At 47.1% G+C, this 15,968-nt stretch carries 14 protein-coding genes; 5 read left to right on the forward strand and 9 right to left on the reverse strand.

The window, feature by feature from the left end; all coding sequences use genetic code 11:
* Positions 1-2: 2 nt before the first annotated feature.
* The 6 genes from MHI14_RS29010 to MHI14_RS29035 form a co-directional block, all read right to left on the reverse strand.
* The gene (locus tag MHI14_RS29010) at positions 3-497 is read right to left on the reverse strand and encodes an Lrp/AsnC family transcriptional regulator (RefSeq protein WP_062837151.1); all 495 of its coding nucleotides are present in this window, start codon (positions 495-497) and stop codon (positions 3-5) included.
* Between the two features lie 265 nt (positions 498-762).
* On the reverse strand, positions 763-1,878 hold the full coding sequence (locus MHI14_RS29015; protein ID WP_341131875.1) for a PAS domain-containing sensor histidine kinase: 1,116 nt from the start codon (positions 1,876-1,878) through the stop codon (positions 763-765).
* Positions 1,871-2,521 (reverse strand): response regulator, encoded by a 651-nt coding sequence (locus MHI14_RS29020; RefSeq protein WP_017691068.1) that lies wholly within the window; start codon positions 2,519-2,521, stop codon positions 1,871-1,873. Before MHI14_RS29020 ends, MHI14_RS29015 begins: the two co-directional genes overlap by 8 nt.
* Positions 2,522-2,642: 121 nt before the next feature.
* Positions 2,643-3,641 carry an ABC transporter substrate-binding protein gene (locus tag MHI14_RS29025; protein WP_341131876.1) on the reverse strand — a complete coding sequence of 333 codons (999 nt, stop codon included), beginning with the start codon at positions 3,639-3,641 and terminating at the stop codon, positions 2,643-2,645.
* A gap of 117 nt (positions 3,642-3,758) precedes the next feature.
* Positions 3,759-5,369 carry an AraC family transcriptional regulator gene (locus MHI14_RS29030; protein WP_339311832.1) on the reverse strand — a complete coding sequence of 537 codons (1,611 nt, stop codon included), beginning with the start codon at positions 5,367-5,369 and terminating at the stop codon, positions 3,759-3,761.
* A gap of 214 nt (positions 5,370-5,583) precedes the next feature.
* Complete coding sequence (locus MHI14_RS29035) at positions 5,584-6,015, reverse strand: GAF domain-containing protein (RefSeq protein WP_339311834.1); 432 nt, start codon at positions 6,013-6,015, stop codon at positions 5,584-5,586.
* Positions 6,016-6,393: 378 nt separating this feature from the next.
* On the opposite strand from MHI14_RS29035, the gene MHI14_RS29040 reads away from it, so the two are divergent.
* A complete protein-coding gene (locus tag MHI14_RS29040; protein ID WP_339311836.1) occupies positions 6,394-7,170 on the forward strand; it encodes a Crp/Fnr family transcriptional regulator in 777 nt (258 codons plus the stop codon).
* 119 nt (positions 7,171-7,289) lie between these two features.
* Here MHI14_RS29040 and MHI14_RS29045 read toward each other — a convergent pair whose 3' ends face one another.
* Positions 7,290-7,844, reverse strand: coding sequence for a GNAT family N-acetyltransferase (locus tag MHI14_RS29045; protein ID WP_091038066.1), 555 nt, complete (start codon positions 7,842-7,844; stop codon positions 7,290-7,292).
* A gap of 328 nt (positions 7,845-8,172) precedes the next feature.
* Positions 8,173-8,328 (reverse strand): hypothetical protein, encoded by a 156-nt coding sequence (locus MHI14_RS29050; RefSeq protein ID WP_017691064.1) that lies wholly within the window; start codon positions 8,326-8,328, stop codon positions 8,173-8,175.
* 488 nt (positions 8,329-8,816) lie between these two features.
* Between MHI14_RS29050 and MHI14_RS29055 the strand changes: the two genes are divergently transcribed.
* From MHI14_RS29055 to MHI14_RS29070, 4 genes are all read left to right on the forward strand, one after another.
* Complete coding sequence (locus MHI14_RS29055; protein WP_240768295.1) at positions 8,817-10,331, forward strand: DUF6359 domain-containing protein; 1,515 nt, start codon at positions 8,817-8,819, stop codon at positions 10,329-10,331.
* Positions 10,332-10,544: 213 nt separating this feature from the next.
* Positions 10,545-11,174 carry a sporulation-specific diadenylate cyclase CdaS gene (cdaS, locus tag MHI14_RS29060; protein WP_091038069.1) on the forward strand — a complete coding sequence of 210 codons (630 nt, stop codon included), beginning with the start codon at positions 10,545-10,547 and terminating at the stop codon, positions 11,172-11,174.
* A 289-nt stretch (positions 11,175-11,463) separates the two neighbouring features.
* Positions 11,464-12,570, forward strand: a complete 1,107-nt coding sequence (locus MHI14_RS29065; RefSeq protein ID WP_091038071.1) for a Glu/Leu/Phe/Val family dehydrogenase — start codon at positions 11,464-11,466, stop codon at positions 12,568-12,570.
* A gap of 226 nt (positions 12,571-12,796) precedes the next feature.
* Complete coding sequence (locus MHI14_RS29070) at positions 12,797-14,863, forward strand: methyl-accepting chemotaxis protein (protein ID WP_091038072.1); 2,067 nt, start codon at positions 12,797-12,799, stop codon at positions 14,861-14,863.
* A 154-nt stretch (positions 14,864-15,017) separates the two neighbouring features.
* On the opposite strand, the gene MHI14_RS29075 is transcribed toward MHI14_RS29070, so the two are convergent.
* Positions 15,018-15,881 (reverse strand): LysR family transcriptional regulator, encoded by an 864-nt coding sequence (locus MHI14_RS29075; protein ID WP_091038074.1) that lies wholly within the window; start codon positions 15,879-15,881, stop codon positions 15,018-15,020.
* Between the last annotated feature and the right edge of the window lie 87 nt (positions 15,882-15,968).

Consider the following 15,968-nt stretch of genomic DNA (forward strand, 5'->3'; position numbering starts at 1 on the left):
TCCTAGAGTCTCATGCCCATCCGGCTTTTATAACGTTTCAACAATAGCTGTGATTCCACTTTGACGATACCTGGCATCTTATAGAGCTTCTCCAGCAAGAACTGCTCCATCTCTTCCATATCCGCAAAAATACCGTGCATGTGCAGGGTACTCGGGCCTGTCATATGATAAAGGCTGGTGACGGCTGGCTCTTCGTCCAGTTTCTCAGCGACTTCATCCAGGAAGGGCGGTTCGACATCGACATTAAAAAAGGCAGAGACCTGAAGCCCAACCTTGCCAGGGTTGATCACCACGGTGAAACGTTCGATGATTCCTTTTTCGGATAACGCATTAATGCGCGCCTGAACAGCTACACGCGACAACCCAATCTGTGTACCCAGGTCCGTGTAGGATATCCGGCTGTTCTTGTGAAGCGCGGCGATGATTTTGCGATCCATCTCGTCGAGATTGTACATTTGTGGAATTTCTCCTCCTTTGGAGGAGCGTTTCTCTGACATGTTGACCATCCTTTTCTCTCGCTATATGAAATGAACAATGAAATTTTACTGAACATACAATGTGTATGTGGCAATCATAGTTTAATGACGAATCGTAACAGGAGTCAATCTATTTATCATAATTATTGAATTTAACCGATTTTGAGCCTTCATTTTGTCATTTCGACTAATCGGAAAGAAAAAAGCCACTCGCACAGTCCAATAGCGAGCAGCCGGTTAATAAATAGCTGGAGTGAAGCGAAGAGCATAATACGAAGAAATTCGGTTATGCTTGGGCTGTCTTGGGCAGTAAAAGGGTAACGGTAGTCCCTTCGCCAGGCTCGGAAGACACTCTTAACGTTCCTCCTGCACCACGGGCACGCTCTTCCATACTGAACAATCCAACACCATTGCCAGCAGTTGCTTCGCTGAATCCGGCACCCTGGTCTTCAATAATAACCATCGTCATGTCCTCAGCGTCTTCTATAGTAACACGTGCCTCGGCAACATCGGCATACTTCGCGACATTCGTTAAGGCTTCCTGAATAATTCGGTAGATGGCTATCTCCCGGTTCATCTCCAGTCGTTTGCGCAAATTACATTCCAGATCAACTTCGATCCCGTAGTGACGGGTGTAATTCTCGATATACGTACGAATCGCCGGAACAACACCCAGGTCATCCAGAACGGACGGTCTCAGCTCCCATGCCATACCACGTACATCTTCCATAATACCCGTGACCTGCTTACGAAGTGCTTCAACCCCGGGTTGAGGCTGGTCGGCCAGCAGTCGGTCCATCTGAATCACCAGAGAGAAGAGACTCTGTCCAATCCCGTCATGCAGTTCACGCGAGATCCGGCGTCGTTCCTCTTCCTGAATATTCATGACCTGGGACATCATCTTCTGCAATTCGGCTTCAACGGATTTCAGCTTGGTGACCTCACTACGTACAGCCAGGTATTGATATGGCTCGCCGTCGTTATCAAGGAAAGGCACGATGGTGGTGTTGACCCAATAATGACTGCCATCTCTGGCACGATTGCGAATTTCCCCGTTCCATACCTTACCTGAGGATATCGTGTCCCACAGGTTTTTCATAAAGCTTTTGCCATGGTATCCGGAATTAATGATTCGATGATCTTTACCGATCAGTTCCTCGCGCTCATACTGTGAGATTTCACAGAATTTATCATTCACATATTGGATTTTCCCTTTGCGGTCCGTGAGGGCAACAATGGAGGACTCATCCAGAGCAAATTTCAAATCACTCAGTTGATGCAGGGAACCCTTTAACCTGCTGCGAAATTCATTATCCGTAATGTGATTATCGATTTCGTTCAGCAGGAGGCGTACGGGCTGGTCTGCGAGTCCACTTAGTCTGTTCTTGCGTGCACTACTCAAAGTTCAGCAACCCCTTTTTCATGGCGAACTTCACCAGTTCCGGTCGTGTACGCAGGCCAAGTTTCTCCATCAGATTGCTTTTGTGGGATTCGACCGTTTTGACACTGATGATCAGATGTTCGGCGATTTCCTTGTTGGCGTAACCTTTGGCAATCCAGGACAAAATCTCTTTCTCCCGCTCGGATAACGTGTCATACGGTCCGGCGTTTTCCTGTTTGGCTTTGTCCAGGTATTCACTCATCAGCCGTTTGGTCGCACTGGGGTACAGATAGGCGCTACCCTCTGCTACGGAACGAATCGCAGCAAGCAATTCTTCATGCGGCGCACTTTTGAGTATATATCCGGATGCTCCTGCATGGATGGCACGGAACAGATATTCTTCATCGTCATGCATGGTTAGTATCAGAATGGAGACATCTGGCATCAATTTCTTCAATTCAGCAGTAGCGGTCAGACCGTCTTTGCCTGGTGGCATGCTGAAATCCATCAAGACCACATCTGGTTTCAACTCTTGAGCCTTGGCAATGGCTTCATCGCCATCTGCGGCATCTCCAACGATATGTATATCATTCTTTCCTTCAAGTAAGGCGATCAGCCCGGAACGCACGACAACATGGTCGTCTACAACTAATAGTTGAATCACATGATTTCCCCCTGTCCGCTTCCTTAGTTCTATCTATATCATAACAAAAAAAGAAGCCATTCAGAGCTTTAATCTCCGAATAGCTTCTTTCTCTCAGCTTGTGGGATAGAAACATTGAACCTTAATGTTCTGTTTGGCCGAAACGTTCCTGAATCATATTGGCAATCTCCTGGACCTGTGCCTCCACGGCAAGAGGATCATAAGGCCAGAACCGTTCCCCATCCAGCTTAAACACTCGATTGTTCTTCACAGCGTCCAAGGATGACCAGACTGGTGAACTTTCATCCAGCGAACCTCCATTGGATAAATCGAGGAAAATATAATCACCTGCATAATCCGCCAGTTTCTCCTCGGATACAGTTACAGTATCTTTATCCTGATCAATCAGTTCCTTTTGCACAATGTCTGGTGCTTTCAGTCCGAGCTGTTGGTAGATGGCTTGTCCACCGCGGTTGACACCATCTCCGTTGATGTACCAATCCTCACCAAAGAGACTGAAGTTGGAGAAGGTCGTACCTTCCTTGACCAGCCCTTGAATGGAGTCCTTGGCTGACTTCACTTTTACTTCGAATTGGGATAACCAGTCTGCAGCTTCCTTTTGTTTGTTTAGGATTTCCCCAAAGGCAGTGATTTCCTCATGCACATTGTCGTATGTACCATAAGGGATGATGAGGGTTGGTGCGATTTTGCGATATTGCTCATTCAGCTTCTCATCCCCACCTACAGTGACGATCAGGTCGGGCTCAAGCGAAAGAATTTTTTCGACTGAACCGCCGTCGATACGACCAATGTCTGCTACGCCTTCAATCAGATCAAGCACATAAGGGCTTTCCAGCTCATAATCCGGTGCGCCTACTGGCTTGACCCCAAGTGCGAGAAAATCAGCGAGGTAACCCTGCGTCACAATCCGCTGCGGGTTCGTGGGTATTTCAACGTCTCCATTGACGGTGGATATGATCTGCGTTTCTGCGGCGCTGTCTGTCGTTTGTTCTTCTGTAGAAACAGGTGAGGAAGGTTTATTTTCTCTTGTTTCATCCGCTTGGCTTGAGCAGCCAATAATTCCAATCACCAGTACCAGGAACATAAGCCCAGTCCACCATTTTGATTTAACCCCTGTCATTCTGCCTCTCCCCAATCAATAATGATTATCTTTCTCAATAAAACCTCCTTAGTATCGTAGCTTTTGGATACAAGTATCGTCCATCTCAAAATGTGACCTCTTGAGCATGGACAATGGTTACCTGTTCTTTTCACCATTCTCCCGAATCAGGATATCTACCATAAGCTGAAGCTGCTTTTCCAGAGCCAGCGCATCATTACACCAGAATTGTTCCAGCTTGAGCGGATATATCCGGCTATTTCCGTTATTCATAATCTTGTTCCAGTATGGTCGTTCCCTGAGTTTGACTTGTGCATCATGATACAGACCGCCTTCATGTGAGGGAAGCACGAGAAACATATGGTTTGCCGCATAATCCGTCAATTGATCTTCCTGGATAAACTGATGATTGTGGGATTCCAGAACGTCACGCAGGATATTGGGGGCAGGTGTAAGATTGAGTCCGTAATATACGTTGTATGCTGCTCTGGCCGTTACATTCCAGATACAGATCGTGCCGTCTTCCCAGAGTTCATATAACCCAACGGTTTCATCAGGCTCGATTGCAGCCCCAAGTCGTTCAGCTTCACTGCTGACCAGTGCGGTGTAATGCTCTATCCAGTCTTCGGCAGCCTGCTCTCGACCTATAATTCGTCCGATGAGTTGAACAGTCTCCAGTCGATTTAACTGGTCCCATGGCAGGACCATAACCGGAGCAATCTGTTCCAGTTGTTCGAGCTTATGGGGCAAATAGTATAGATAATCTGGCGCAATGATCAGATCAGGTGGTTCAGTTCGGAGGACTTCTTCCACACCATGTTCATCCAAATCCAGCACATCATGCAACTCGTCTTGGATCAGCGGTGACATCGCCCAGGGTAGGAATGAGGCGGCAATGGGTTGAACGCCTAAGGCTAACAGATCTCCTGTGTACTGTACGGTAGCAATTCGTCTCGCACGGGGCTGTAGTCGGTATTCACTTGGGCTAATCCCAGTAAACTGCTTAAATTTTCGACTTAAATATAAACCATCGGAGTACCCCACAAGCAGAGCAATTTCATTCAAGGTGGCCTGCGTAGACAACAGATATTGCTTCGTCTTGTCCATACGAACTCGGGTCAAGTGAGCCTGGAAGCTGCGTCCAACCTGTTTTTGAAAGAACCTGGAGAAGTAGCTCGCATTAAACCCGGTTAATCTGGCGAGTTCTTCACGGGTGAGATGGCTGTCATAGTGATGGTTAATATAGCGAAGTGCTTCACGAATTATACTGTCTACCATCTCTGTAGAAGGTTTAATCGCCAGCTTGAATAATTCAAGCAATTCACTCAGCAGATAATGGGATCTGGCTTCTTCGGTCTGGGCACTTCCTGTCCTCGTTTCGGAAAGCTCCTGGATGATTGCGAGCATTCGCAGAACCTGTGGACTTGCTCCGGTCTTCGAACCATGTGAGGGCAAGTTCACTGATGTAAGCTGATAAACACGCTTGTCAGGACTCTCTTCCGTTAATGCGTAATCCTGAAAACCGATATGATACAAGGTGAAGGCAGAAGGCGGGATATGGATAAGCTCCAGGGAGCACTGGGAATGTAGAAAAAGTAACTGCCCTTTATGTAAAACACCGTGCTCATTACCATATCTATAGTCCACCGTCGCTGTGCAGGTAACCAATGAAGGCGTTTTTATGGAAATGGTACTGTTGTGCTGTGTGGATTCCCATGGAATAACACTGGCATTTGTCAGTACAAACATATCTGTAGCCTCCTTAGCTGTATATACTATCTATGAATATATGAATGTATGGACTCGATTATATCAATCTGTGTGAGTGACGTCGATGTATACAGATGAGCGAAGACAGGTGAACAGACTAAGGCTTGCTCCGCTGTGAATAACGATAATAAAAAAGCCTTGGTACTCCCCTAAGGAAATAACAAGACTTCTTCCATATTAAAGACAGATGTCGTTATCCATATACGTGCGGCTGAAGATGTAGAGCGACTTGCTCCGTCTGCCGGACCATGTCCGATGAGAAGGTGCAAGGCAGTCTGCTGCCAACGAGCAGCACGGCGCCAGGCACGCTTCCTTCCTGGAACACAGGTACCGCTATGGCACTTACCAACCGCTCAGCAAGCATTAACGGGCAACGACCGGGTGTATGCTCCCCGGTGGATTGTGCATCAGATCGGGCTGTGCGTCCAGTCCGAAGGGCTGTGCCCACCAGATCTTGTCCGGGGCGCATTTCCATGCGTTTCACCCGTTCATTACTAGCCCCGGAGGTATACTTCCAGCGTAGCATCGTCCCGTTCAGACAGGCAAGTCCACAGAAGTCGCTGGATGTGTTCAGGCGCAGGCCGTCGATCATCTCCTGAATGCCAGATGGCAGTTCATCATGCATGAGAGGACACTTCCTTTTTCGGATTATATCGATCATTCCTGTGTAATTAATATCGGTAACCTTGGTTCAAGGATCATCTTCCAAGTAAGGGTATTAGGATGTTAGTTCTATTGTAGACCCTTTCTCGTACATTGTAATTCAGGGAAAACCCCTATTTCCGTTCCGTAATTTACTGAACTTGGGCAGTGGAGGACTCCTGAGTCAGGTGCACCAAGGGATTGAAGAAATGCGAAGGATGAGACATATCGGTGAAATGTGACTTTTCTCACAGCAAATTCAGGGAATTTCTCGTTAAGGATCAGGTAATCCCCCGATAACCCTCGCGCTACTTTCGCGGTATGATGGATACATAAGGAATCACCGAGGGGGACGAAGGTTATGGGTACAGTATTTGTAGAAAGAACAACCCAAAGAGCAGAGCAGAAACAAACGGAGGCGGGCAAAATGACACGAGAAACAGGCGGAATCCTTTCGTTCGTTACATCTGAGCAATGGGACCTGATTGAAGCAAAAATGCAACCCAAACGGGTGAAGTCGGGATATAGTCTCTTTCTCGAAGGCGATGAAGCCGGATATCTGTACTACATTCGTTCGGGACGAGTGAAAATGACCAAGTCGACGGAGGATGGCAAGGAAATTATTTTATCCATTCAGCAAAGCGGCGATCTCATCGGTGAATTCGGTGGCATCGGCGGATTGAATCATAGCTACAGTGCAGAGATGGCGGAAAAAGGGGAACTGGCCATTATCTCGCTTAGCGATCTGGAAAGTATACTCAGCAAACATGGCGACCTTGCCTTGAAATTCTTGCAATGGATGGCACTGTCGCAGCGGATTACCCAGTCGAGATTCCGTGATTTGCTGCTCTATGGCAAGGCGGGTGCCCTCGCTTCGACACTGATCCGTGCCAGCAATTCGTATGGCAGGGTTACACCGGATGGTATTGTGCTGGACATGAAGCTGAACCATACCGATCTTGCCGAGATGATTGGAGCTACCCGGGAGAGCGTAACGCGGATGCTGGGGGCATGGAAAGAACAAGGTACGCTGGATATGATGGACGGCAAACTGATGATTCGGGATCTGGCAGCCTTGCGTTGTATGTGTGGATGTCCGACATTCCCGAGCTGTCCGGTAGAGCTGTGCCGACTGTAAATTAGTTTGTTCAGAGGCTTCACCTCCATTGGCGATTGGGGTCGTTACGGAGAAAAAGAAAAGAAAAGAAAAGAAAAGAAAAGAAAAGAAAAGAAAAGCTGGCGTCCCATATATGGGAGTCAGCTTTTTGAGTTTCCGTGAAATTGTTCATGTGCATATTCCTTTGCAAGAATCGAATATAGATACGAATCATGATATTCCCCTTTGTAAAACCAATGCTCTCGCATCAGACCTTCACGCTGCATACCGATCTTCTGCATAACGTTCTCTGAAGCCTTGTTGTTCGGGCGGCATTTCGCATAAATTCGGTGTACACCAATTGTATTGAAGCCAAAGCCAAGTATGGCTCGGGCTGCTTCGGCAGCATACCCTTTTCCCTGATAAACGGGATTAAGGACGTAACCGATCTCAGCGTTCGTGTTTTCGATGTGAAGGCCAACACCACCGATCAGTATGCCCTCACTTTTCAAACATATCGCCAGTTCATAGCCTTCTCGTGGTTTTGTCTGCTGCATGTCCAACACAAACTGCACGTATGCTCGAGTATCCTCTTCGGTATTTGGTCCCCATGCCGTGTGCTGAGTAACTTCTGTCATGGATGTGTAGTTATGTATACTTTCCCAGTCTGTATCCAGAATATCCCTGATGATGAGTCGTTCGGTCTCCAGTTGCATCGTTGTTACCCCTCCTATATAAATTGAACTTAAGAATATTACACTTGCCACTCCGATGACAGAACAACCTTCCGATCGCTGTTATCCCCAGATTTTTTGGATACCCTTTTTCAAAGGGAAAATCCGGGGATAAAGGCGAGATGTATGCTTCCGAAGCAGCTTTCTTTCAGAAAGCTTTTAGCTCCGCTTCTTCAGGTTATTTCTGTCCTCTCCGTTTCTCGTGTAAATGTTTAGTTCAATTACATTGTACAACAAAAATAGCCCATAACAGATTCAACGAATGAATCGGTCATGAGCCATAATGTAGATTTATGATGTATGTGGAATGCTATTGTGGTTGTTTACATTGAACTGCGGGATAAGTATAAGCCAGCTTACGGATAATTTCCTTTTGCCATCTCGTATCACCAAGATTGGTTGCCAGGTTCAGAAGATCCAAATAATCGTCAAGCTGCAGATCAGCCTTTTGCAGAGTTGTATTCATTCGATGTTCGTTCCCCTTTATCTATAAAATCGTAAAATCATGTGCAGTAGAAAGTTACAAAGAGACAAGTTCAAGAATGATAATCATTATCACGTTTATATATTCATTATGCAATGAACGCTGGCAAAATGCAATCCCAAGTCCGCAACGAATTTAACTTTTTTCTGAAAATAGGCTCATCCACAGCACATAGGGAATGTATACACCGAGATATGCAGACGGATACAAGAACCAGCCATTCAGCAGGAGCAGAAGAAATATAGAAACTTCATATAGGTCTCCTTTGGGATACTTTTGTTAATCAGTATGGGCCAATAGACTCAACTTCTAAACTTTTTCATAAACTTTACAAAAAGAAAGAGGAATTCAGCATATGAACAATTAAATTAAAGGAGGATAACCCATTATCAGGTAATTTGGAGGAGGAGAAAGGGAATATGAAGAAGGCGTTATGGCAGCACTGGATCGGGGCATTCCTGGTCTTTATCATGATGGCAACCGCACTGCTGGGGCCGGGTTCGCAAAGTCCGGTACAAGCTGCAGCACCACTTACGGTATCTCAGGCCATCGCTGCCCAGAGCGGTGGAGGAACAGCAACGGTTGAAGGAATCATTGTTGGACATGCTACCGGGTCGCTTACCGCGAAGTTTACATCTCCGTACGCCAATGATTTTAATGTTCTGATTGCAGATTCAGCGTCAGAGCGAACTAACGCCAGATTATTGGATGTACAGATTCCCTCATCTTTCCGTTCGCAATATGGATTGGCGTCCAACCCCAGTCTTGTAGGCAAAAAAATCATCGTAACCGGAACCCTCGGTGCCTACAACAGCTATGCAGGAGTCAAAAACCCAACGTCCATTACATTTTCCTCCGGAACAACCAACCCTGATCCAGAACCGAACCCAGGTACAACATTACCGGACGGTACCGGCAAAAAAGTATTGTTTGATAATACCCACGCCCAGACAGCAGGTGCTGCCGACTGGATTATTGACGGGGCATTTTCGGATTTTGCCAATGGTTTGCGAAACGCAGGCTTTGCCGTGGATCAGCTGGAACGCAGCATCCCGTATACATTCGGTGAGCAAGCCATCACCTATAATAAATTGAAAGATTACGACGTCTTTGTCATTGGCGAAGCCAATGTGCCGTTCAAAGCGACAGAGCAGGCTGCGCTGGTGCAGTACGTGCAGAACGGAGGAAGTGTGTTCTTCATCTCCGACCACTATAATGCAGACCGCAACAAAAACCGCTGGGATTCTTCCGAAGTATTCAACGGTTATCGCCGCGGTGCCTTCCTGAATCCGGCCAAAGGCATGTCTTCGGCTGAAGCCGAATCACCAGCGATGCAGAGTGTGACTAGTTCAGACTGGCTGGCGACGAACTTTGGTGTCCGTTTCCGCTACAATGCCCTTGGAGATGTAAATGCATCGGATATCGTTCCATCTGCACAATCCTTCGGCATTACGGCTGGTGTTAATTCTGTAGCCATGCATGCGGGATCGACCATTGCGATTATAGACCCGAACAAAGCCAAAGGCTTGGTGTATGTACCAAGTGGTGTGTCCAAGTGGGGCAATGCCGTGGATCAGGGCGTATATAACGGTGGTGGACGAGCTGAAGGAGCCTATGCAGCCATTGCAAAGGTTGGTGCGGGCAAAGCCGCATTTATCGGTGACTCTTCACCTGTGGAAGACGCGACTCCGAAATATTTGCGTGAAGAGACCGGTGCTACCAAAAAGACCTATGATGGATTCAAAGAAGTGGATGATGCAACGTTCCTTGTGAATACCGTGAAATGGCTTGCGGTCAAAGAGAGCTACACCAGTCTGGCACAAGTGCCAGGACTGACATTGGATACGGCCACAAGCCTGCTTTCGATGGAAGCTCCGGCTGCATCAACCGAGCCGCAACTTGAGCCATGGGCTGCACCTGCGGCAGGGTACAAATGGTATGATCCGACTACATTTAAGGCAGGTTCATACGGAAAAGCACAATAAGTGAAGTAGACATCAAAATCAATGCGAGAATAGGGCCTGCCCGTGGAAAGTTCGTTTCGCGGGCAGGCTCTTTTTCTGCTTGTTATATCAGTTACATTCATGAACATGATTAGTTCATACCGCCCTGCCATTGCATAAATATCTGCTCCAGAGGGGAAGGTATGGGTACTAATGATGTGGCGTGAAGCCCAAGCCAACCAGAGGAGGCGGCGAATGATGACTCAGCAAGCAGACTGTGACAGTTCCTCGATGAGGCAGAAGCTCAAGGCAGACCTCCATCGTGTAGCGGATCGAATGAACATGACGTTATCCCGTTTTGAAAATGACAGTGTCTGTCTGCTAGGGCAATTTGCAGAGATTCGAGCGGAGATCAAGCAGATTGAGGTGCTCGCCTCTTCGTTTTATCTGGATTGTTATCTGTCACCCTTTACCGAGAAGTTTGCCGAATTAACATCGAGCGTACAGCATCTATCTGACCGGAGATATGGTGCGTTGATTGTGATTGAACGGGAGATTCCGTTGGAGTCGATCATTCACTCAGGCGTGACTGTGGATGCAAGAGTGACACATGCGTTGCTGGAATCGCTGTTTATTCCCGGTGCGCCACTTCATGACGGGGCTGTGTTGATTCGTGGCAATCAGATTGTATCCGCTGGTAATGTGCTGCCGTTGTCGCAAGCGGAAGTGCATGAACGAAAAATAGGGACTCGTCATCGGGCAGCACTGGGACTCAGTGAATTGACGGATGCGGTTGTGCTGGTTGTCTCCGAAGAGACGGGGCAGGCCTCATTCGCTGTAGATGGCGATTTGCATCCAATCAATGTGGTTGAGACGCTCCCTTAAATGTGAACGATCAAGTGGCCTACTTGGGGCGATTAAGATGAGGCTGTTGAGGGAAGTGTACCTTTGTCCTGTAAGGGAGAGAGGTTTTTCTATTGATAGACGATAGAATTATAATCTGAAATTCGACAGCTTTGCTCTCGCAATGTCAGAGAAACATCGATCGATGTTTCTCTGACATTGCGATGTGATTTTGCACAAACTGGGTATTCATGGGTACAATAGAGGATGGTCAATGAATAGAGAACAATGCGATTAGATCGCAAAAATGGTTGGAGGAGACGGTTAGCACATGAGTTGGTTTGAAGCAATGGAGCATCACGATTATGAGGAACTGGTTCTGTGCCAGGATCGAAATTCAGGGTTAAAAGCAATTATCGCCATACACGACACAACACTCGGCCCTGCGCTGGGAGGCACACGGATGTGGACTTACGCTTCAGAAGAAGCCGCCATTGAAGATGCCCTGCGCCTTGCCCGTGGTATGACATATAAGAATGCGGTATCCGGACTGAATCTGGGCGGCGGCAAAACCGTTATTATCGGAGATCCAAGGCGCGACAAAAACGAAGCCATGTTTCGAGCGTTTGGACGATATATTCAAGGGTTGAACGGACGTTATATCACGGCCGAAGATGTGGGAACAACGGAAGAGGACATGAACCTGATCTATCAGGAAACGGACTATGTGACAGGCATCTCACCGAGCTATGGTTCATCCGGTAACCCATCACCTGCAACGGCTTGGGGTGTATATCGGGGGATCAAGGCAGCAGCCAAAGAAGCATTTGGTACCGACCTGCTGGAGGGTAAAACGATAGCGGTCCAAGGTGTCGGCAATGTGGCGATGCATCTGTGCAAATATCTATATGAGGAAGGTGCACATCTGATCGTTACGGATATCCATAAGGACTCGGTGAAACAGGCTGTGGATCGCTTCGGCGCGACAGCTGTTGATCCCGCAGACATTACTAGTGTGGAGTGTGATATCTATGCACCATGTGCACTGGGCGGTACGATTAATGACGATACGCTCAAGACACTTAAGGCGAAGGTTGTAGCGGGCTGTGCCAATAATCAGCTGCTGGAGACCCGTCATGGGGATCAGCTGTATGATATGGGCATCGTTTACGCGCCTGACTATGTTATCAATGCAGGTGGTGTAATTAACATTGCGGATGAGCTAAACGGTTATAATGCGGATCGAGCATGGAGCAAGATCGGAGAGATCTATTCCAATCTGGAGAAAATATTCGAAAGCTCACGTACCGAAGGCATCGCAACCTATGTTGCCGCAGATCGTCTGGCTGAACGACGGATTGAACAGATGAAGAATACGCGCAGTACATTCCTGCAGAATGGCCACCACGCGCTAAGTTCTCGGAGATTGCGTAAGTAAACGTAATTGAATCATTACCAAATTTAAAACGGTCTGTTAGGTAACGGCAACATCCATTCCAAAGATGGATAGTCGATCTGACAGGCCATTTTTTTATGTTGCTATCAGAAAAAAAGAAAACAGTGGCAATATCTCCCTAAATGATCAATTCTACTATGGATTTTTCCGATAATGTATGTACATCGTTCAGATGCATATGGTTCAGGGAAGTGGGGAGAAGTGGGAAATGGGGAAAAGAAAAGGGTTAGGGCATAGGATCAAAAATATGTCGCTTAAAATCAAACTGCCTTTCATGATCAGTGTATTGGTTGTTTTGGTTCTGCTTGGTGCAACGACCACAAGTTATATGATTTCATCTGATGTTGTGGTCAGGAAAAGCAAGGATGAGATTAATGTGATGGCTGACCGCCTTGGGGAAGGGCTTTGGACAGCGATGCAACTTCAGCAACAATTGAGTCATGCGATATCCGTACATAATACCTTCAAGGAACTCTTGGAGCTGCGTAATACAACTGACATGACGGATGAAGAATTTTTCTCGGACGAGAACCCGTATTTCAATAAGGCCAATACGATCTTGACCGACAGTATATCGGAAACGGAAGGAAGCAAGCCAGATCTGTTCGTGTTTGATAAGGAAGGAACCATGGTGGCGGGAACCATGCCAGAAGTCATTGGGCAGTCACGGGGAGATCGGGAATATTTCCAGGAGTCTATACAGGGGAAATCCTTCATCAGTGACGCGGTCGTCTCTAAGACTGGCAAGAAGCTCATTATTGTATTCTCGGAGCCTATCATCGATGAACAGGGGAATATCCTGGGTGTGCTTGCTATGTCGGTGGACAGCAGCTTTTTCCTGGGGCAACTGGGAGACATTAAAATCAATGCCCAAGGCAGAGTTGAAGTGCTGAGCCGGAGCGGCATCATCATGTATGATTCACTGGACCCTTCCATTGTGGGACAAACGCTGGAAGAGGACAAGGAAGCCATGGAACTTATGGAGGCCAGAGCTACCGACAAAGTGAAAATCACTTCAATGGATCGAGATGACATCTACTATCGTATTAATCAGATTCCTGGTGCAGATCTCTCCGTGGTGATTATTGACGATTATGATGATATCAAGCGCCCAATAGAGGATATCCAACGTCAAATGCTTATCGTGACCTTGATCGGAGTTGCTCTGGCTATCGGTGTGGGATTGCTGATTTCTCGTAGTATTACAAGACCTATCATTCGTCTGATCGGGCTGTTCCAACAACTTGCTCAAGGCAATCTGACCGTTAAGGCCAATGGCAGATATAACAGTGAATTCAAGGATCTGGCGGAGAGCTTTAATGGTATGGTGGAGCAGAACAGGAACCTCATTACCGATATGAATAATTCAATCCATGTCCTTCAGGCCAGTACTCAGGAATTGGAGGAGACATCCAGACAGACGGCAAGATCCATTGATGAGACCTCGGCGACGTCCATGGGGATTGCAAAAGCGATGGAGGCTCAATCGGAAGATACCGAGCAGATTGCAAGTAAATTCAACACCTTTGGCGATAAAGTGGCTGCCATGAACAGTAGTGCACAGGATGTGAAGGCAAGAGCGGATGAGATCGAAACGGTATTCCACAATGGGAATGAAGTCGTGAATGAACTGATGCGTATTAATGAAGTGAACGAACGGGAAGTGGAGAAAATCTCTGAGATTACCGTCAAACTTCAAACGAGTTCGGGCAGTATTAGTCAGATCACGGAAGCCATCAGCCAGATTGCGAAGCAGACCAATCTGCTTGCATTGAATGCTTCAATTGAAGCATCACGGGCGGGGGAGCATGGCAGAGGATTTGCGGTTGTGGCCGAGGAGATTCGCAATCTGGCAGAGCAGAGTTCCCGCCAGTCCAAGGAAATCTCCAGCATTATCGAGCAGAATCTGGCCGATGTCGCCGAGAACAACCAAAGTGTTGCAGAGATTCACACCATCTCGTCCAGACAGGATGAGCTTGTCTTGCAGACTCGTCAGGCGTTTGATGTGATTCTGGAGAAGGTATCGGTCATTAATCAACAGATCGCTACAATGGCAGGACAGATGCAAGAGATGTTGCAGAACAAGGATGTTGTACTGGAGTCAGCCCATAGTTTGTCGGCTTCAGGAGAGCAGGTATCTGCTTCGGTTGAAGAGGTAACAGCAACCATGATGGAGCAGTCTTCCACGGTGCAGCAGTTGGCAAACATGGTCGATACGATCGATCAATTGACGCAAAAGCTGGCCGAATCGGCTGCGCGATTCAAGGTGGAGTAAGGGTTAATTGAATAGCTATAAAGGGTAAGAAGGCACAAAGTACTCTTAATGAGTACCTTGTGCCTTCTTTTTTTATGGTCTCGATCAATGTGCTCTAGTCCATTTAGTGATCAAGAAGTTCAGCGGTTGAAAGTGGGGGACTAAGTTATCTATATCAAAACGTAATGCACTTCTGGTTCAGCAGCTTCATGAACTGATCCAGCGCACTGCTGACATACCGATCCTCACCGCGGACAAAGGTTGTCGTGGTATGAGTAAAGCGATCTGCCAGATCAAATACGGAGAAATCATCCGGTTTCTTGTGAATAACGTTGCACGGCATAATGGTAAAAGCAATTCCAGACTCCACACAGCTGAGCAGGTTTTCCATCGTACTCACTTCGATGATATTACGTGCGGACAACCTCTCTTCCTGCAAAAATTCTTCGGTCATTTCACGGTACGGGCAGCCCTCGGGGAAAACAACCCACGATACTTGGCACAGGCTTTCGGGTGGTATGTCTGTCTTCTTGGAGATGATATGAACGGTGTCCTGCATCTCGTATTCCACCTTCAAACCTTCTTTCACACAAGCCCCGCTGATAAAAGCACCATCAATCTCATAGTCCTGTATTTTCTTGCGCAGTACTTTGGGTGAAGTGGAGTTGACGAGTGAAATGGACACCTTCGGGTAGGTTATTTGATATTCATTCAGAATTTCCATAAAGCGGCTGGATGCCGCCGTTTCTACAATGCCGATTTTCAGCGTGCCTGAAGGTTCACCGGGATCGGTCATATCCTGCTTCAGATCGTGCAAAAGGTTGTGAATGCGTGTGGCGTACTGGACGAACTGTTCTCCTTTGGAGGTCAGTACAACACCTTTGGGAAAACGGTTGAACAACTGGATTCGATATTCCTGCTCCAGTTTTTTGATGCGCGTAGTGACATTGGATTGCGCGTAATTCAGTTCTTTGGCAGCCTGTGAGATTTTCCCTGAACGTGCCACCGCGAGAACAATATCGATATCGGAAAGTTCCATGCTGTATCCTCCTGAACGTGGATTAACTTACATTGCTTCCGCAGATGTTGATGTCAGGTATCTCTCTGAGAGATACAACTATATATT

Origin of the sequence: Paenibacillus sp. FSL K6-2393 (genome assembly GCF_038002545.1) — a bacterium.
Classification (GTDB): Bacteria; Bacillota; Bacilli; order Paenibacillales; family Paenibacillaceae; genus Paenibacillus.

Bases quoted from the DNA above. Each gene is read 5' to 3' on its own strand.
- MHI14_RS29010 (WP_062837151.1), bottom strand. From the start codon at position 497: ATGTCAGAGAAACGCTCCTCCAAAGGAGGAGAAATTCCACAAATGTAC.
- MHI14_RS29025 (WP_341131876.1), bottom strand. From the start codon at position 3,641: ATGACAGGGGTTAAATCAAAATGGTGGACTGGGCTTATGTTCCTGGTA.
- MHI14_RS29030 (WP_339311832.1), bottom strand. From the start codon at position 5,369: ATGTTTGTACTGACAAATGCCAGTGTTATTCCATGGGAATCCACACAG.
- MHI14_RS29035 (WP_339311834.1), bottom strand. From the start codon at position 6,015: ATGCATGATGAACTGCCATCTGGCATTCAGGAGATGATCGACGGCCTG.
- MHI14_RS29040 (WP_339311836.1), top strand. From the start codon at position 6,394: ATGGGTACAGTATTTGTAGAAAGAACAACCCAAAGAGCAGAGCAGAAA.
- MHI14_RS29045 (WP_091038066.1), bottom strand. From the start codon at position 7,844: ATGCAACTGGAGACCGAACGACTCATCATCAGGGATATTCTGGATACA.
- MHI14_RS29050 (WP_017691064.1), bottom strand. From the start codon at position 8,328: ATGAATACAACTCTGCAAAAGGCTGATCTGCAGCTTGACGATTATTTG.
- MHI14_RS29055 (WP_240768295.1), top strand. From the start codon at position 8,817: ATGATGGCAACCGCACTGCTGGGGCCGGGTTCGCAAAGTCCGGTACAA.
- cdaS (WP_091038069.1), top strand. From the start codon at position 10,545: ATGATGACTCAGCAAGCAGACTGTGACAGTTCCTCGATGAGGCAGAAG.
- MHI14_RS29065 (WP_091038071.1), top strand. From the start codon at position 11,464: ATGAGTTGGTTTGAAGCAATGGAGCATCACGATTATGAGGAACTGGTT.
- MHI14_RS29070 (WP_091038072.1), top strand. From the start codon at position 12,797: ATGGGGAAAAGAAAAGGGTTAGGGCATAGGATCAAAAATATGTCGCTT.
- MHI14_RS29075 (WP_091038074.1), bottom strand. From the start codon at position 15,881: ATGGAACTTTCCGATATCGATATTGTTCTCGCGGTGGCACGTTCAGGG.